This is a genomic window from Paludisphaera rhizosphaerae (genome assembly GCF_011065895.1).
GTDB classification, from domain to species: Bacteria; Planctomycetota; Planctomycetia; order Isosphaerales; family Isosphaeraceae; genus Paludisphaera; species Paludisphaera rhizosphaerae.
On the sequence record NZ_JAALCR010000020.1, the window covers coordinates 23,327 to 39,069 of the forward strand.

Here is a 15,743-nt window from a genome sequence, read left to right on the forward strand (position 1 = left end):
CGCCTAGTATAATGGGGCCGCGGTGACGAAGGACCTAACGGCAGAACTTCATGGACGCCGCCAATTCATGAGCACCCCTCATCGGTACACCTCGGTCCGAAACGGCGGTCAGGCTTTAGCCCGGCTGGCGCCGGTCGTGCAAGCCGGCGTTGCGATGCTGGGGCTGGCCTACTTCCTGAACCAGGCCCAGGTGCTTCTCTCCGATGCTCAGTTCACCTGGGCCGAGCGGCGGATCGCTGGGCTGATCGCGCTGACGACGGTGGTCGGCTTTGGCCTGGCTGGCTGGGTTCTGGGGACGACTCTGAAAGTCATCGCCGGGCTGCTCGACGTTCTTGCCGACCAGGCCGAGGCGTCCTGGCGGACCGTCGACCTTATGGAGATCCACGTCCTTCCCGCTTTGGGACGGATCGCCGCCAGGCTGGATGCCGACGGCGCTGCGGGGCAGAGCGGGGCGACCTCCACGTCGCAGCCCCGCCCGTTGAATACGGGGCGAGTCGATGCGCTTCAGAAGGACTTGGCCGCGGCGAGGGCCGACGAGGACGTTGATCGGGCCCTGGAACTTCGCGACGAACTGACACAGCACCTCCGAGGCGAAGCCCTTCGGACGCTCGACGCCGACCTGGCGGGCTGGATCAAGGGGCTGGTGGAGGCTCGAGCCAAGGCGAAGGACGTCGACTGGGAGGTGGCTCGCTGGGTCGCACACGCCGTCGACAGTCTGGGCGACGAACCCGAGGCCGCCCCCCTCCGCGCCGTGCTCCCGGAAATCCGCCGCCGCGCCGGTCTCTGCCACGTCTGCGGTCGCGCCGTCGCCGGAGGCCGTGACGTCTGCGGCCGCTGCGCCCCTGATGCTGCTTCCGGAGCCTCCCCACGCCGAACCCCCAACGGGGAGAAGGACCGACGATGAGCGTCCGAGTCCGTTGCACGAAGTGCCAGTCCGCCTTCCTCGCTTCTGAACTCCCGGGGAGCGTCGTCGCCTGCCCCAAGTGCGGAGCCAAGCTCAAATTGCCCGGCGCGACGAAGCCCGAGCCCACACTTCCTCGTATCGTCCCCGTCCGAGACGAAGCCCCGGATGAGGCGACGTCCGTCTTCCGACCCTCGCCCGAGGCCCGCGAACGAAAATCGTCTCGTCGCAAACTCTGGTTGGCCGCGCTGGGGCTGCTCCTGCTGGCGGGCGTTTCGGCGTTCCTCGTTCTTTGGCCGAGGTTCCAAAAGAAAAAGACCAACGACCCCGTCGAACGCGTCGCCCAGGCGTATCTCCAGGCCCTCGTCGACCACGACGCAGAGGCTCAGAAGCGACTGGGGGTCGTCGAGGACCCTCCCGCCATCAGCGGCTACTTCGACGCCTCCCGCGACAAATCCAAGAGTCGCACGCTCCGGGGGCCGTTCGCGCCGATCGCTGCCCTCCACCGCAAGATCGACGGCGAGTTCGCCTACGATTCGTCGATCCGTCGTTTTACGCCTCGAAACCCGCTCGGCGCGGCTGGCGAGACTCTCGACGCTCTCCACGAAGCCAAGGCCGACGCCAAGAAGTCCGGCGTTTACGAGAAGATGGCCAGCGGCGATCCAAACGACATCTTCGAAGCTGCCGAGGGGTTCGGAAAGGTCTTCGAGCAATTGGCCGAGGGGGCGCTCGCTCCGAAGAAAATCCTCCCCACCTACAAGATGCTCGTCGAGGACGCCAAACCCCCTCTGCCGGCCGAGCCGAAAACGTTGGCATTGGACGTCGGGGAGTCTCCCCCGACCTGGGAGGCGCTCCTGAAGCGGCCTTTCTTCAACCTCAAGGCCGATGGCCCGTTCATCTACGATCGCGCCGTGGTCGTCGCCCGGGCGACCGATGAACTGGGATCTCCCGGAGATCCTCCCGTCCCGTTGCGGCTCACGCTCGTACGTTTCCGCCTTGAGGGAATCGACACCGCCTGGCGTGTCGTCGAGGCTCGCCGGATTCTCCCTGAGCCGGCCCCGACCTCTGAGTCGATCGACCACGAGCCTTCGCCCTCGGCGCCGATTCTCAGATCCCCCGGCGAACATGCTCCCAGCGCCCCTCCCGCTTCTTGACCGTTCTCCTCATCATCCGCGCTCGCGCGGGACGATGGAGACGCTACAATGACGCACTGAGGGCGATTAACTCAGCGGTTAGAGTGCCTGCCTTACAAGCAGGACGTCGGGGGTTCGAATCCCTCATCGCCCACTAGGAAGACGTTGAAAACAAAAGACTTGCGGCGACAGTGTTCATGGGTTTACAATCTCCTTTTTCCGTAGACTACGGTAAAACGGAGGTCGGACCCATGGCGAAACGGCACCCGAAATACCAACTGCACAAGGCGTCGGGGCAAGCGGTCGTCAGGCTGGGCACGCACGATTTCTATCTCGGCAAGCACGGCTCTCCCGAGAGCTACGCGGCCTATGACCGGCACATCATCGAGTGGCTGGCCAACGGCCGGAGGGTTCCGACCAGCAGCGGGACGCTCGAAGTCTCCACGCTTATCCGGGGATTCCTGGAGCATGTGCGGGGGGAGTATCGGTCGAACGAGCCGGAGCTAGTCAAGGCGGCGCTCAAGCCGCTGTATGAGCTTTACGGCGACACGGCTGCGGCCGAGTTCGGACCCGTCGCGTTGAAGATCGTGCGCGAGCGGATTCGAGCGAATGGGCACGTGCGAACGCAGGTGAACAAGCGGGTTCGCATCATCGTGCGTGCGTTTCGGTGGGCGGTGTCGAACGAGATGCTGCCGGCATCCGTCTGGGAATCGTTGCGGTCGGTCGAGTCGCTGCGGAAGGGCAAGCCGGGCACGCGCGAGGGCAAGACGGTGCAACCCGTCGACGACGCCGACGTTGACGCGGTGTTGCCGCATGTCTCCCGTCAGATCGCGGCCATGATCCAGGTGCAGCGCCACACTGGAGCGCGGCCGGGTGAAGTCTGCGCCATGCGATCCTGCGACGTCGACGCGTCGGGTGAGGTCTGGATCTACCGCCCGCCCTCGCACAAGACCGACCACCTAGGCCATGGACGCGCTGTGTTCATCGGTCCCATGGCGCAGAAAGCTCTAGGATCGTTTCTGCGGGGCTCTGACGCTGCCTACGTCTTCTCGCCTAGGGATGCTGAGACGGAGCGTATGGCGGGGTTGAGGGCAGTGCGCAAGAGCAAGGTGCAGCCGTCGCAGGTGGACCGGAGCCGAGTCGACAGAATTGGACGGCTCTCCGACCACTACACGGACGCGAGCTATCGCCAAGCCGTTGAGCGTGGGATTGCCAAGGCCAATGAACAGCGGACGGCGGCGGGTTTGGAACCTGTCCGCAGGTGGACGCCCAATCAACTCCGGCACGCAACCGCGACGCGGATACGTCGCGAGCTAGGGCTTGAAGTCGCTCAAGTCGTGCTGGGGCACTCGACGCTGACGACGACGCAGGTTTATGCGAAGCGTGCGGAGGACAAGGCGCGCGACGCCATGGGGCGGATGGGGTGAGGGTTATTCAATTTTGCTACGGACGCGGAAGTCGGGGTGGTCTAACAGGAGGGCATCAATATCCTTTGGCTGGAGCTTGTATTTTTTGATGATGGGCTCCAGTTCTCTGTCCAACGTACGCCACTTGATCTTCTCCCCGGCAGTAGCGTAAAGCTTCTTTGGAACTGCTTTCCCGGCCCTTCGAGCCTTCTCGATAGCTGCGTCAACCTCGGCGCGAAACGGTTCAAGTCTGGCTCTCTCGGCCTGCATGGCCTCCGCTTGCCTCTGCGCGACGTCTCGTTCTCGGGCTATCGCCTCTTCTGACGAGACCAACAACTGTTCAACCATACTCCGAAGCGCGGACATCTGCCGCGAGTTGATCTTCCAGTTCAGGGTTCCTACCGCCATGTCGGCGTAGGATTCTCCTGACGTTGCGATCCGCTGAAGATCGCCGAACGGGACGTCCCACGTCGTGGACTCGACGCATAAAAATATGCGCCGCGACTCGGTGTATGGAAGGTTGTTCTTCGCAATCACGTAGGTTTCGATTTTGTCTTTCGTTCTTCGCTCTGGGTTCCCATTGGTGGCCTTGAGTCGGTTGTTGCCCGCGAGCATCGCCAGGTCATGTGACGGAAACCGTTCTTGGATGTAGAACCACTCTCCGGCAGTGACGTCGACCTGGATTCGCACCTTGTCGGATTGGGTAAGCGCCTTGCGATTCAGGCCGTTCCATTCGGCGTAAATGCGGGCGTCAATCTTTGCCTTGTGTGGCTCTGGGTCGGTGTACACACGACCCAGATCAAGGCACAGCTTAGATACGTCCCGGACTTGATCGTGCGACGCCTGAAGGGATGAAAGCGGCTTCGGATCTGGTTCGTCGGCGAACCAGATGGCGAGCGACGCGGCAAGGATGATAGGCGACATGGAATGCTCCCGAGGCAATGTTTAACATTTGCCCCGAAAGCCTAACGCGCGGCTTACTTGGTCGCAACCATCAAGCATGACATTAAAACCGCATCAGGCGGCTTGAATAGTGGACTGGCGTTCAGTATGGTTGGCTTAGACACAGCAGACGAAGGCAACGTGTCGGGGGTAGGGCGATGATGCTTCGCCGTGCGATTCAATTCACGTTTCACACCTATCGCGATGGTGCGATTCAAGAGCATCTATTCAGGGTGGCGGCGTCTAGGAAAATGCTTGACGTCGATGGCGAATGGTCTGTCGCCGCGTTCGGGCCTATCGCGGCTGCATTCAGACTCGGAAGGTCAATTCCGATCGATCTCCGAGGCGGTAGGTTGAATGCCGAAAATCCGAATCGCGAGTTGTGAAGCTGAAGCAGGATGAAACCCTGCCGAGACCAGCGACTTAACATAGTCGTCGATGCTGACGGCCTTATCTGGATCGGGAAGCGATTTCGTGTCGTCGAGAATCCAGTCGACGGTTGTGCCAAGAACCCTAGCGAATGCGGCCAATTGGTCGGCATAGGGGCGTCGCGTTCTGAGAAGTATTTTGCTGACGCTGGTCTGGTGAACCCCGGCGACCTTTGCCAATTCATCTTGTGTAAGACGATGTACATCCATTAATTTGTTGATCTTAGCTACTGAAACACTGGTTAGTGAGCCCTTCGCCGGGGGGACGTCTTTGGGTGGCTTTCCGCGCTTCTTCTCCACTTGACGCCCTCTCTGTTAATTTGTGAAAAACAACCCCTGAGGGCTTGTTGTTTAAGACCGTTGGGGTTAAATTGCCTGTGTCAGCGATAGGCGGGTTCTTCGAGACAATCCACTCCATCGCAGTCTATCAGACTCGATGCCGGTTGTGGATTCGTCGTTGCAGGATCGCGCTTAAGCCTTTGCTTTGACGGTTTGCATCAACTGACGACACCAGGCAAAGGGGGGGAACCATCGTGTCGATGCAAGACCCCGGCGACATCGATGATGAAGCCGATGAATTGCTCGTAATCGTGTCCACCGGCGACTGGCCGGATGACGTACCATGGGGCGACGAAGACTCTGAGGTCGTCAACGGCGAGGGAGGGGTCAATGTCGCCAATCCCTCCGCTTGAGGAACTCTTGCCGTTCTCCGAGATCGCGGCGCGGCTCGGCGTGCGGATCGAGACGGTTCACGCGTGGCGTGTCCACCGTGTGTCGCCGCTGGCCGCGTGGAAGCTTGGCGGTCAGTGGCGAACGTCTGAGGCTGCGGTGCAGGCGTTTATGACGGCCTGCACCAACGGCGTGGATTCGGCTGCGGCTCCGGCACCGACTCGGCGTCGCCGTCCGCAGGCTGACGCTGAATGGTGCGAGCGTGAGTTTCGGCCGAGCAAGACCAGGGGCAGCCGGTCATGACGTCACTTCTTCGCCTTTGCCTTCGGCTTGGCTCCGGCTTTCGCTTCGGCGGCAACCCGCCTCAGCGTGTCGTCGTCGGCCATGTCGACCGGCGTCTCAGCGTCTGCAATCCGTTTGCCGTCGAGCGTGATTCGCAGTTGCTCGGCGAGGGGCTGGGCGAGGAACCAGCGTGCGACGTAGCCCAACATCGGGCCTTTGGTAAGTTCCCGTCCCTCACGCTCAACGTACGGTTGGAGGGTGAGGGCGGCGCGGTGGAGTTCCCGAATCGTTTCCGGCGGCAGGGCGATCGGGGTTTGACGTTCGTTGGCTTTGGTGCCCATGGCTCGACTCCGTTTCGGGTGTGGGTGTAAACCTGAGTCCGGGTGTAGTTTGATTCCGGAGTGACGTAAGGTCAAGAGGGCTTTCGCTCCGGAGGCGTCTTGATTATTCGCGGGAACGCGTGATTCCTGCGGTGTACACGTTTAGACTTCTGTGGGGAGCCTAGGCTATGTCCGAATCCAAGTGCGGTTGCGGCTCGATTTTCTGCGGCACTGAAGACGTCGCCGTCGACGTCGCCAATGACGATGTGCTCGATGCGTCGCGCATGACGCCGGAGAAGCTGGCGGCGGTCAAGGCTGCGGCCGATGGCGTCGCCGCTCTTGTGTCCGCGTTCCGCGTGCTGGCCGACGAACCGGCGGGCAAGGTTCAGAACAGAGGACGGCTCGCGTTCACGAATCTTACGGGGATGCGCAACGTCATCGAGTCTGTGTTGCCTGCGGCTGCGGCCGACATCCTCAGCGGCGGTCGCTTGCAGGAAGCCGGAGACGCGTACGCGGCTTGCTTCAAGTCGGTGCTCGTCGGCGCTTGCTCGCTGGTCGTCGCCGGAGACTTCGACGCTGCGGCCGTGGCTGCCGAAGTTCTGACCATGTTCGGTTCCATCGACCCCGACAAGGCTGCGGCTGCTGAGAAGGCCGATCGCGCCAAGGCCAAGGGTCGCATCCGAGGCTGAGTCGGTAGCGGTCGTCTACTCCCACACGATCACATTTTGGAGAGGGCTGGAGCCATGTTGATAGGGGATATCAGGGTGCAGGCTACACTTACCATCGAGCGTCCCGATGAGACTGTGGCCGACCTGTTGGCCAAGCGTGAGGCGATGCTGCCGGCTTTCATGCGGGTGCGTCGTCTCATTGCCGACACAGTGAACCGCATCGACGGCATCGTTGCCGGGCTCAAGGCCGGCGTCAGCGTCCCATCGATCCTCGCAGAGTCTCACCGCTATCAAGAGCTTGAGCGAGAGAGCCAGGGGCTTTCCCTTGTTCTCGGGCCTCTTGAGGAACGGATCGAAATCGCGATGAAGACGGTCCCGTCCGGCGACGCCGTCACGTTCCGTCACGCGGGCAGGCCGTACGTTGCTTGGGTCGATCCGATCCTAGGGTTGACCAGTATGCGAACCTGGAACGCGTCGATGCTCGACGCCAACGTGCCGGACGCTGACGACGATGACGACGACGGCGAACCCGCCGACGACGCCAGCGGCGACGAAAGCGAGTCGCCGACTGAGGGCACAGTCGAAGGCGTCGCCGAGTTCACTTCTCGGGACGGCTTCCGCGCGGTTGCTATCGGCGACTCTCCCGAAGAACTCGGGTTGAATATCCAAGGCCGTCCGGAGACAATGAACCAGGTATAAACCTGGATGCCGGAGGCTTGCGGAGCCGGCTTCGGCCGGCTCCGTTCTCACCTTGATTCGAGGTCACACCATGAGCGATGAAACGTCGGCCGGAGGTCTGCCGGCTGTGGTTCCGCCTCCGGTCGTCAGCAGGCAGGCTGTGGAAGACCAGGCGAAGGCGATCAAGATGGAGTTCTTCGCCAAGCTGGCTTTCCCTTTCGACCCGGAGCAAGTCAAGACCCGTAAGCAGGGCAACATCGAACTCGCGTACGTGACGGCTCGCACGGTCATGAACCGGCTTGATGAAGTCGCGGGGCCTTGGGGCTGGGAAGACAGGTACGAACGCCACGACAACGCGTGGCTCTGCCGTCTCACGCTCTGGCTTCCGGACGGCTCGACGCTGACCAAGGAAGGCATCGGCGGCGAGAGCCGCAACATGCAAGACTCATCCGACGTCGAGAAGTCGGGAGAGTCTGACGCCTTCAAGCGAGCGGCCGTCAAGTTCGGCATCGGCCGTTACCTGTACGACGACGGCGTTCCCAAGTGGATTCGGGAGCGATTCCACCGGGGCAAGGGCGGTGCCAAATGACGCCGGCCGACGTCGCCAAGGCGAAAGAGTACGCCGAGCTATACCGGATGCGAGGGTTCAATCCCTTGCCGTCGCGGGTGGACGATAAGCGGCCGATGATCAGGTTCGCCCACATGTGGGACGGGCCGCAGTTGCCGGCTGCCGAGTTTGACGCGTGGGAGACGTCGAACCTACAGGTTATGACCGGCCGCGCGTGGGGGCTTTTGGTCATCGACCTGGACGGAGCCGAAGCCGTCGAACGCTGGGCGACCATGGGCAAGACCCCTCGCACGTGGATCTCGCACAGCGGCGGCGGCGGTCGGCATCTGTGGTTCCGGATCGCGAGGACAGGGCCGGCATTGCCGAAGGCGTTCATCTGGAAGGGGGAAGGCGGTCATTCCGGCATCGAGCGGCTATGCGATCGGTCGCTGATCATGGCACCGCCTTCGATCCACCCTAAGACCGGCCGTCGCTACACGTGGCTGGATCGCTGGAACTCTCCGGAGACGGGGCGAGGCGGGATCCCGATGCCGGCCCAATGCCCGCAATGGGTTCTGAGTCTCGCGCCTGCGGCTCCCGAGCCAACGGCGACGCCGGCGCTCGTGCGGCCGACGTCAAGGGCTCCGATGCCGAACGGCGTCGACGAACTCATTGCACGCATCGACATTCCAACGCTCGTCCGATCGTGGGGCGTCCGCACCGTGGGCAAGCCTCGCGCGTCGTCGGGTTGGCTGCCTTGTCACGCGGTTGGACGCGTGGACGAAAAGCCGTCTGCCGCGATTCATTCGACGGCTGGTGTATACGTGGATTCTGGTACAGGTTTGAGGATGGGACTGCTCGATCTGGGTGTGTCCCTGGGCGTCTACAGCGACCGCAGTGCGGCGGTTGCGGATCTAAGGAGTCGTTATGGCTGAGAAGCGATGGGCTGCGTACGGGAGGCCAGAGAACGGCGTTGCAGCGTTGCTGGGCGTCGTCGAAGCGGAGGCCGAGAAACCAGCGATCAAGGCGGCGATGTCGACGTTCGGCGTTTCGTGGCGGGGGGTGTATTCCGTGCGAGTTCTGGGCAGCGAAGAACCTGCGGCGTTCGTGGATGCGAGGAAGCCGGGAGAGTCTCGGCCGTGGGATGGATCCGACCTGGAGCCGCATGCGCTGTCTCTGCGTTATCCAGGCATGGGAGACGCAGCGTACAAAGACCTTCTGGAGAGCGTGCAAAGCGTTGGGGCCAAGGAGGACATTGTTCTGTTTGAAGGGAAGATTCTCGACGGACGGCATCGCTACAAAGCCTATCGTGAGGTGGGCGTGCCGTTTAACGTTCGCGAATGGACTCCGGAAGAATGGGGCGACCCTCTCAAATTCGTTAAGGCTAAGAACCAAGCTCGACGCGACCTGACAGTTGGGCAGCGTGCGGCGCTGGCGGTCGAGGACAGGGATAAGGACGCTGGCAAGGGCAGGGAAACAAGGCAGTCCAACCTCAAGACGGGTGTGGAGTCGCCAGATCCCCGAAGATTCAAAAATGAATCATCGGGAGGAAGGGCGACCGAGAACGTGGCGAAGGCTCACGGAGTCAGCGTCGGGTACGTCCACGAAGTGGGCAAGATCAGGGAAGCATCGCCGGAGACGTTCGAGCAGTTGAAGCGGGGAGAGGTCAGCATCCCGGAGGCAAGGGAAAAGCTCGGCCTTGCCAAGCCGAAGAAGCCCAAGCCGGAGCCGGATCCGGTTCCGTCTGATTCCGGACTCGTCACCGTCAACGGCGAACGCAAGTACGACGAAGGCGTTGAGCGTGCGAGAGCGGCTGGTGTGATCCCGGCCGGCGTCGCCGTCACCGTCGAAGATCCCGGCGACGAAGCCGGAGACGTTATCCAGGCCGTTCGCGAGGAACAGGCTGAGGAAGCGGCGAAGGTCGACGACCTGACCGACGACGAATGGATTGCACGTCTGCCGCTGGCGTCGGTTCTCACGGGCGTCTCGCTGACGCGGTTCCGGATGGACGCGCTGTTCTTCCGGGCCTTCGAGCAAAAGATGCGGGGGTCGCTCAAGGCGTTCTACGGCAAGGCGGCGAAGGCTTATTACAAGGGCTCGTTCCGTGGCGTCGTCGGCTACGGCATCGAGCGGCTGCTTAGGGTTGAGCCTCCCGACCGCTGGCGGAAGTGCCCGCCCACGGACAAGGGCGGGTGCGATGGCAAGGGGACGGTGCCCATCGTCGGCGAGTGCGGCCTGTGCCATGGAAGGGGGTATCTGTCCAAATGAGCTTGCTCATGACGCCAGAACTCGGGCCTTCGACGCTCACGCCTCGCCGCTATCAGATTGATGCGATCGACGCCGCACGCGGCTGTCTGAGAAAGGGCAGGTCCACGGTCATCATCCTACCGACAGGCACAGGCAAGACGGTGCTGTTCGCCTTGATGGTGCGAATGACGATCGAGCGTGGAGGCCGAGTTCTGGTCGTCGCGCATCGCTCTGAGTTGATCAGCCAAGCGGCCGACACCATCGAACGCGTCGGCGTCATTGCAGGCATTGAGAGGGCCGACAGCTACGCGCGTTCGGCCTTCGAGCCGCAGTGCGTCGTAGCCAGCGTTCAGACGCTCAAGGGGAAGCGGCTCCAGTCGTGGGAACGGGATTACTTCGACCTGATCGTCATCGATGAAGCTCATCACGCGGTTGCCCCAAGCTACGAACGCATCATCAACTGGTTCCACAAGGCGAAGCTGGTGGGCGTCACCGCGACGCCTGACAGGGCTGATGAAAGCCAGATCGCCGACGTGTTTGACAGCGTCGCCTATGAGATGTCGATCTGGGATGCGATGACGGCTCCGGCTCCGGAAGGTCCTTATCTGTGCCCGTTGCGCGTCGTCAGGTGCGAGACTGAGATTGACCTGCGGTCGCTCAACTCCAGGGGCGGTGACTACAGCACGGCCGACCTGGAAGCGAAGATCAAGCCGCTGGTGGAGACGTTGGCCAACGGCATTCGCGAGAAGATCGGCGACCGGCAAACCATCGTCTTTACTCCCGACTGCGGCTCTGCGTCGGCGATGGCTACGGCGTTGTCGTCGATGGGGTTGAAAGCCGATTACGTCTGGGGAGACTCGGCCGATCGCGAAACCAAGGTGAGGGCGTACAAGGACGGCGATATCCAGGTTCTCGCCAACTGCATGCTCTTTACCGAGGGCTTCGACGCACCGGCGACGTCGGCGATTGGGCTGTGTCGGCCGACGAAGTCTCGGGCTCTTTACAGCCAGATGGTGGGCAGGGGCACGCGGCTGTCGCCGAACACGGGCAAGACCGATTGCCTGCTGATCGACTTCGCATGGTTGACGTCGAGCCATGATCTCGTGCGACCGGCCGACCTGTTCGACAGAACGGATGCGAAGCCGGAAACGCTCGACGTCATGAATGAGATGCTGGCTGAGGCAGACGGCGACAAGCCGATCGACCTTGTCGAAGCCGCGAAGCGTGCCGAAGCCGAAGCGACTCGGCGTGAGGCCATACGCGTCAAGGCGAAGGCTCGGGAATCGCGGCTCAAGTGGGTGAGCTACGATGCGTCGAGTGCGGCGGAAGCTCTGGGCGTCGTCCTGCGGGGAAGCAACAACGCCGTGCATGATCCGGCTACAGCTGGACAGACTGCGGCGCTGACGAAGTTCGGAGTCGCCGACGCCGACAAGCTGAGTCGTCGGCGTGCAACGAAGATGCTCGACGTCATGATCGGCCGGGCACAAGCTGGCCTCGCATCCATGAAGCAAGTTTCGTGGATGATTGCCAAGGGCATGGAGCCGGCGACGGCTCGACGCATGACGCGGGCAGAGGCGTCGGAGTTTCTGGACCACGCGTTCCATCGCAACGCCTAGCGTTGGCCTGTGGTGTAAACCTGGATTCGAGTATGTATCCCCGGGCTCGCGACGCATGACGTCGCGGGTGCCGGGGCTTTGGGCGTTAGAGGGCAGTTACGGGTTCCCATGCTTATGCGTGGGCGTTTGTCCCGGCTTGACGCATCAATGCCGGGTGATCCTTCCCAAGCGAGAGCTACGAAGGCGGGCACGGGGTTATAACCTCCCCTAGTGACGCGAGGCAACGCAAGCGGGGTTGCCGAGTCCGAGAGACGAAAACGCCACCCCTACGGGGGTTTCCGGGCAACGGGTGGGTAGTCGATCCCACAAAGCGGCCTACGTCCCGGTCACACAGCGATGACGACTGAATGAAAAGGCGTGTATAAGTCGATCGGTAGCGTCTGAAAAGCCTTACGAACCCATAACACTAGCGCAGGAGCCTGGATCGAATACAGATCGCGGGGGAAGGCCGGGGTATGCGCTGCGAAATTCTTGATCATTTTGTGGAGCGACCTATTGCGTACAGGTATAAACCTGGAGTAGTATCCACGACGTTGAGACGCGGAAGCGGAGGGCTGGGCGATGATCGACGGCGGCAAGCGGGTGAGCATCGCGATCGAGGGCGTCGGGCCGCTCGTGATGAACGTGGTTCGCGACCAATGGGATTGGGTGGACGGACGCCTCGTGCGGACGTCGCTCCCGACTTCGGAGCGTGACCTTGCGAGGCTACGGATCTCGCGCGACGAGTACGGGCGTCCGGCTCTCCGATGGTCGCATCTGCTGTGGCTGATCGCTGGGCGACCGTGCCGGTTTGTCTCGTCGTCTGCTCGCTACGAGATGGGGCTAGACGTCGAACGCGGCGGCCTCGCGATCGAGGGCGAGTGGGAGCCGCTCCGTCGTACGACGTCGCTATTCGGCGTCCGTAGTGAGGAAGTCGTCGCCGTGTTCCCGACGTGGAAGGCGTCCGGCGTGCTGGTGTTCGAGGCGAGACTGTGGCGTGAGGACGAACTTCGGGGCCGAGTCGAAGCCGCCGGTCTCGGCATGTACGAAGTCGTCGCGTGGGAGCCTCTGTGCGAAGCCGTGGGGGCTCTCTGATGCAAGTCCAAAACACCGCCGACGCGGCGACGACGCCGTATGAGCCGTCTGAGACGACGACGCGGGCTCTTAAAGCCTACCGCCGGTCTCGCTGGCGTCGGCCGTCGCCGACGAAGTGTAAACCGTTCGTCTGCCGTCCCCGAAGGTCGACGCGGTGCGAACCCCAACATGAAGTTCACGCCGTCGAGATGATCGGCGATCGGTTCCTCACCGGCGACGCGGTGTATGCGGCGTACCTGGGCATCAGATGGGAACGATCGGAAGTCGGCGTCACGCACAGAGAGCATGTGGACGGGGATAGCCGAAGCCGCGACGCCGAGCGCTTCGGGCCTGTTGTGCCTGGCACGTTCCTCTATGCGTTCGCAGAGGCTGTGTTTGAGGCGTTCGACGTTGGGCAGCGACTCAGCGTTGCGGACGCGGCTAGGGCTGCCGGCGTTTCGGAGTCGCCGGCTTATCAAGCCATCAGCGAACTCTCGGCGTTGGGCATGTGGCCGTACCGCAAGGCAAGGTCGCGTAAGGCGGCATTGGAAGCCGTAGGGGGATGAACGTGGGTGATTGGGCGTGGGCTGCGGCATGGTTCGCGGCTGTTATCTGGGCAGCAAGACGAGAGGATAAGCGATGAGCAAGATCGTGAGCCGGTGGGATGCGTCGAAGGTTCTTTTCGAGGTCGACGGCGACATTCGGGCTACCGTCATTGCGGCGGTTGCTGCCGGGGCCAACCTCGACGGGGCCAACCTCGACGGGGCCAACCTCTACGGGGCCAACCTCGTCGGGGCCAGGCTCGACGGGGCCAACCTCGTCGGGGCCAACCTCGACGGGGCCAACCTCTACGGGGCCAACCTCGTCGGGGCCAACCTCGTCGGGGCCAACCTCGTCGGGGCCAGGCTCGACGGGGCCAGGCTCGTCGGGGCCAAGGTTTCGTGGAATTCCCACGCGATGCTTTCGGAGATTCTCCGGCGGGCTGCTGGCGAAGATGTGGAGAAGCTCAAGGTTGCCGGTTTCATCGCGATTCAGCGGTCGTGGTGTTGGGATGACTTCCTTGAGGCTGGAGACCCATCCGCGTCTTGGGCTCTCGCCGAACTGGCGAAGTGGATTCAGCCGGACGACGATCATCCGGAATGCCTCGATGACTACGTCGAGAAACACGAGCCGGCTGCTGTCGAGTCGTCGGCGTGATCGACTGGAGGCCACCGGACACTAAGCGAGGGTGGGAGGCAGACGGATCATGGACCGACCCCGACGCCCCCACCCTTGTCCGGGACGCGGTAGACGAGATACGGAGGTCACGCAATTTCTTCGCAGGGTCTCCGACCGTCGAGCACTGGCGAGAGCAACAGGCGGATGCGGCGAAGTCGAACCGGGTGGCGTTCTCAGGGAAGCATAAGGCGAAGCGATGAGGAACGACACAGAGCGTGAGATCGGGCCGGCGGCTCACGTGCCGTTGCCTGGGCAGACGACGTTTCTCGGATCTCACCTATTCGCTAGGGCCGATGCGTTGCATCTGCCGTTGCCAGACGCCAGCGTTGATCTGGTGTTGGGTTCGCCTCCGTACGTCGACGCTCGGCTCTATCTGGAGGACGGTAAGGATCTGGGCATCGCTCGCGATCAATACCAGTGGGTGGCGTGGATGCTCGACATAACGCGAGAGGCGTTGCGAGTCACGCGAGGGGCTGTGATCTGGGTGTGTGCCGGCAAGACGGAGGATCGCAATTACTGGCCGGCGTGCGAGGGGCTGCTGTGGGAGGCTCATAAGGCCGGAATCCTCAGCGAGACGCCGGTTTACTGGCATCGCAACGGCGTACCCGGCAGCGGCGGCAGCCAGTGGTTCAGGAAGGACGTTGAATACTGTCTGGCGTTCAAGCGGACTGAGGTCCTCGCGTGGAGCGACAACACGGCATGTGGCCACGCTCCGAAGTGGGCCAGCGGCGGCGAGTGCTCAAACCGGCTGTCGGACGGGAGCCGGCGTAACCAGTGGGGAGGATCGGCGAACTCGGGCCGGAGCCGTCGCCGAAACGGCTCACGCCAGACGCCTGGGCGACCCTCGCACCGGATCCCGACGCCTGGGTACGCGTCTCCGGATATCTCCAATCCTGGGAACGCCGTCGTTACCGCTGAAGACGCGTTCAACGCCGAGCGTGAGGCTGTCTCATCGTTCGTGCGGACGCTGACGGGCGGCGGGCACATGGGCCACGCTATTGCCCATGAGAATGAAGCTCCGTTTCCGGAGGACCTGGCTGAGTTCTTCCTGCGGAGCCTGTGCCCGCCGAATGGGCTTGTGCTCGATCCGTTCAGCGGCTCGGGAACGACGGTTGCAGTCGCTGAGCGGCTAGACAGGCGCGGCATCGGGCTGGACCTTCGGATGAGTCAATGCCGGCTGGGGACGGTTCGTGTGGAGCGACCGCACAAGCCGGTGGTCAAGGCGTCGAAAGCCGACGCCGAACCACGGCCGTTGTTCAGCCAATTAGGGGACGTGGTGTAAACCTGGAGTCGTATATAGGAGGTCTGTCGATGCTGGTGCTGAGTCGAAACGTGGGCGAGTGGTTCGTGATGGAGCTTGAAGACGGCAGACGCATCAACATCTACGTTGCGGCTGCCGATCGCGGCAAGGCTCGAATCGGGTTTGAGGCTCCGCAGTCCATCACCATCCACCGATTCGAGGTTATGCAGGCGGTGGACGAAGAACGCGAGCGTGCGGCTGCGGCTTTAGCCGAGTCGCGGAACACGAAGGCACTCGGGAGCAAAGGGGGGCGTCGATGACGTTTCGACAGAGTGTGCTGTGTCTGTGTCTGGTTGCCGGCTGCTTGATGGTGCGGATGACGTACAAGGCTCTGC

At 62.6% G+C, this 15,743-nt stretch carries 19 protein-coding genes and 1 tRNA gene; 17 read left to right on the forward strand and 3 right to left on the reverse strand.

Translation table 11 applies throughout. The annotated features are described in order from the left end of the window. The first annotated feature begins 67 nt into the window (after window positions 1-67). From G5C50_RS22830 to G5C50_RS22845, 4 genes are all read left to right on the forward strand, one after another. Entirely contained in the window at window positions 68-904 is an 837-nt protein-coding gene (locus G5C50_RS22830) for a hypothetical protein (RefSeq protein ID WP_165073274.1), read from the forward strand. Next, window positions 901-2,055, forward strand: coding sequence for a zinc ribbon domain-containing protein (locus G5C50_RS22835; protein WP_165073275.1), 1,155 nt, complete (start codon window positions 901-903; stop codon window positions 2,053-2,055). The genes G5C50_RS22830 and G5C50_RS22835 overlap by 4 nt, the downstream gene beginning before the upstream one ends. 60 nt (window positions 2,056-2,115) lie before the next feature. Further along, window positions 2,116-2,188 (forward strand) — tRNA-Val (locus tag G5C50_RS22840). Between the two features lie 97 nt (window positions 2,189-2,285). Further along, on the forward strand, window positions 2,286-3,461 hold the full coding sequence (locus G5C50_RS22845) for a tyrosine-type recombinase/integrase (RefSeq protein WP_165073276.1): 1,176 nt from the start codon (window positions 2,286-2,288) through the stop codon (window positions 3,459-3,461). A 3-nt stretch (window positions 3,462-3,464) separates the two neighbouring features. Here the strand turns inward: G5C50_RS22845 and G5C50_RS22850 are convergent, their stop codons facing one another. Both G5C50_RS22850 and G5C50_RS22855 read right to left on the reverse strand, forming a co-directional pair. Continuing rightward, entirely contained in the window at window positions 3,465-4,364 is a 900-nt protein-coding gene (locus G5C50_RS22850) for a hypothetical protein (RefSeq protein WP_165073277.1), read from the reverse strand. Window positions 4,365-4,705: 341 nt separating this feature from the next. Beyond that, window positions 4,706-5,110, reverse strand: a complete 405-nt coding sequence (locus G5C50_RS22855) for a helix-turn-helix domain-containing protein (RefSeq protein WP_165073278.1) — start codon at window positions 5,108-5,110, stop codon at window positions 4,706-4,708. Between the two features lie 233 nt (window positions 5,111-5,343). Between G5C50_RS22855 and G5C50_RS22860 the strand changes: the two genes are divergently transcribed. Both G5C50_RS22860 and G5C50_RS22865 read left to right on the forward strand, forming a co-directional pair. After that, a complete protein-coding gene (locus tag G5C50_RS22860; protein WP_206107815.1) occupies window positions 5,344-5,502 on the forward strand; it encodes a hypothetical protein in 159 nt (52 codons plus the stop codon). Then, window positions 5,480-5,782: a helix-turn-helix domain-containing protein gene (locus G5C50_RS22865; RefSeq protein WP_165073280.1), complete on the forward strand. Its 303-nt coding sequence runs from the start codon at window positions 5,480-5,482 to the stop codon at window positions 5,780-5,782. The genes G5C50_RS22860 and G5C50_RS22865 overlap by 23 nt, the downstream gene beginning before the upstream one ends. A 2-nt stretch (window positions 5,783-5,784) precedes the next feature. Here the strand turns inward: G5C50_RS22865 and G5C50_RS22870 are convergent, their stop codons facing one another. Continuing rightward, window positions 5,785-6,102, reverse strand: coding sequence for a ubiquitin family protein (locus tag G5C50_RS22870; protein WP_165073281.1), 318 nt, complete (start codon window positions 6,100-6,102; stop codon window positions 5,785-5,787). A 167-nt stretch (window positions 6,103-6,269) separates the two neighbouring features. Here G5C50_RS22870 and G5C50_RS22875 point away from each other — a divergent pair, with 167 nt between their 5' ends. The 11 genes from G5C50_RS22875 (at window position 6,270) to G5C50_RS22925 (ending at window position 15,668) form a co-directional block, all read left to right on the forward strand. Continuing rightward, window positions 6,270-6,770: a hypothetical protein gene (locus G5C50_RS22875; protein WP_165073282.1), complete on the forward strand. Its 501-nt coding sequence runs from the start codon at window positions 6,270-6,272 to the stop codon at window positions 6,768-6,770. A 54-nt stretch (window positions 6,771-6,824) separates the two neighbouring features. Further along, window positions 6,825-7,448, forward strand: a complete 624-nt coding sequence (locus tag G5C50_RS22880) for a hypothetical protein (protein ID WP_165073283.1) — start codon at window positions 6,825-6,827, stop codon at window positions 7,446-7,448. A 70-nt stretch (window positions 7,449-7,518) separates the two neighbouring features. After that, window positions 7,519-8,016, forward strand: coding sequence for a Rad52/Rad22 family DNA repair protein (locus G5C50_RS22885; protein WP_240907324.1), 498 nt, complete (start codon window positions 7,519-7,521; stop codon window positions 8,014-8,016). Then, window positions 8,013-8,909: a bifunctional DNA primase/polymerase gene (locus G5C50_RS22890; protein WP_165073284.1), complete on the forward strand. Its 897-nt coding sequence runs from the start codon at window positions 8,013-8,015 to the stop codon at window positions 8,907-8,909. The genes G5C50_RS22885 and G5C50_RS22890 overlap by 4 nt, the downstream gene beginning before the upstream one ends. After that, the gene (locus tag G5C50_RS22895) at window positions 8,902-10,242 is read left to right on the forward strand and encodes a ParB N-terminal domain-containing protein (RefSeq protein ID WP_165073285.1); all 1,341 of its coding nucleotides are present in this window, start codon (window positions 8,902-8,904) and stop codon (window positions 10,240-10,242) included. Before G5C50_RS22890 ends, G5C50_RS22895 begins: the two co-directional genes overlap by 8 nt. Continuing rightward, on the forward strand, window positions 10,212-11,837 hold the full coding sequence (locus G5C50_RS22900) for a DEAD/DEAH box helicase (RefSeq protein WP_165073286.1): 1,626 nt from the start codon (window positions 10,212-10,214) through the stop codon (window positions 11,835-11,837). Before G5C50_RS22895 ends, G5C50_RS22900 begins: the two co-directional genes overlap by 31 nt. A gap of 561 nt (window positions 11,838-12,398) precedes the next feature. Further along, complete coding sequence (locus tag G5C50_RS22905; RefSeq protein WP_165073287.1) at window positions 12,399-12,911, forward strand: hypothetical protein; 513 nt, start codon at window positions 12,399-12,401, stop codon at window positions 12,909-12,911. After that, the gene (locus G5C50_RS22910; protein WP_165073288.1) at window positions 12,911-13,456 is read left to right on the forward strand and encodes a hypothetical protein; all 546 of its coding nucleotides are present in this window, start codon (window positions 12,911-12,913) and stop codon (window positions 13,454-13,456) included. The genes G5C50_RS22905 and G5C50_RS22910 overlap by 1 nt, the downstream gene beginning before the upstream one ends. Window positions 13,457-13,529: 73 nt before the next feature. After that, the gene (locus G5C50_RS22915) at window positions 13,530-14,087 is read left to right on the forward strand and encodes a pentapeptide repeat-containing protein (protein ID WP_165073289.1); all 558 of its coding nucleotides are present in this window, start codon (window positions 13,530-13,532) and stop codon (window positions 14,085-14,087) included. Between the two features lie 217 nt (window positions 14,088-14,304). After that, window positions 14,305-15,390, forward strand: coding sequence for a site-specific DNA-methyltransferase (locus G5C50_RS22920; RefSeq protein ID WP_165073290.1), 1,086 nt, complete (start codon window positions 14,305-14,307; stop codon window positions 15,388-15,390). A 29-nt stretch (window positions 15,391-15,419) separates the two neighbouring features. Then, window positions 15,420-15,668, forward strand: coding sequence for a carbon storage regulator (locus tag G5C50_RS22925; protein ID WP_165073291.1), 249 nt, complete (start codon window positions 15,420-15,422; stop codon window positions 15,666-15,668). Window positions 15,669-15,743: the final 75 nt, after the last annotated feature.

Excerpts from the sequence above, each read along its gene's own strand:
- G5C50_RS22830 (WP_165073274.1), top strand. The coding sequence starts at position 68 with ATGAGCACCCCTCATCGGTACACCTCGGTCCGAAACGGCGGTCAGGCT.
- G5C50_RS22835 (WP_165073275.1), top strand. The coding sequence starts at position 901 with ATGAGCGTCCGAGTCCGTTGCACGAAGTGCCAGTCCGCCTTCCTCGCT.
- G5C50_RS22845 (WP_165073276.1), top strand. The coding sequence starts at position 2,286 with ATGGCGAAACGGCACCCGAAATACCAACTGCACAAGGCGTCGGGGCAA.
- G5C50_RS22850 (WP_165073277.1), bottom strand. The coding sequence starts at position 4,364 with ATGTCGCCTATCATCCTTGCCGCGTCGCTCGCCATCTGGTTCGCCGAC.
- G5C50_RS22865 (WP_165073280.1), top strand. The coding sequence starts at position 5,480 with ATGTCGCCAATCCCTCCGCTTGAGGAACTCTTGCCGTTCTCCGAGATC.
- G5C50_RS22870 (WP_165073281.1), bottom strand. The coding sequence starts at position 6,102 with ATGGGCACCAAAGCCAACGAACGTCAAACCCCGATCGCCCTGCCGCCG.
- G5C50_RS22875 (WP_165073282.1), top strand. The coding sequence starts at position 6,270 with ATGTCCGAATCCAAGTGCGGTTGCGGCTCGATTTTCTGCGGCACTGAA.
- G5C50_RS22880 (WP_165073283.1), top strand. The coding sequence starts at position 6,825 with ATGTTGATAGGGGATATCAGGGTGCAGGCTACACTTACCATCGAGCGT.
- G5C50_RS22885 (WP_240907324.1), top strand. The coding sequence starts at position 7,519 with ATGAGCGATGAAACGTCGGCCGGAGGTCTGCCGGCTGTGGTTCCGCCT.
- G5C50_RS22890 (WP_165073284.1), top strand. The coding sequence starts at position 8,013 with ATGACGCCGGCCGACGTCGCCAAGGCGAAAGAGTACGCCGAGCTATAC.
- G5C50_RS22895 (WP_165073285.1), top strand. The coding sequence starts at position 8,902 with ATGGCTGAGAAGCGATGGGCTGCGTACGGGAGGCCAGAGAACGGCGTT.
- G5C50_RS22905 (WP_165073287.1), top strand. The coding sequence starts at position 12,399 with ATGATCGACGGCGGCAAGCGGGTGAGCATCGCGATCGAGGGCGTCGGG.
- G5C50_RS22910 (WP_165073288.1), top strand. The coding sequence starts at position 12,911 with ATGCAAGTCCAAAACACCGCCGACGCGGCGACGACGCCGTATGAGCCG.
- G5C50_RS22915 (WP_165073289.1), top strand. The coding sequence starts at position 13,530 with ATGAGCAAGATCGTGAGCCGGTGGGATGCGTCGAAGGTTCTTTTCGAG.
- G5C50_RS22920 (WP_165073290.1), top strand. The coding sequence starts at position 14,305 with ATGAGGAACGACACAGAGCGTGAGATCGGGCCGGCGGCTCACGTGCCG.
- G5C50_RS22925 (WP_165073291.1), top strand. The coding sequence starts at position 15,420 with ATGCTGGTGCTGAGTCGAAACGTGGGCGAGTGGTTCGTGATGGAGCTT.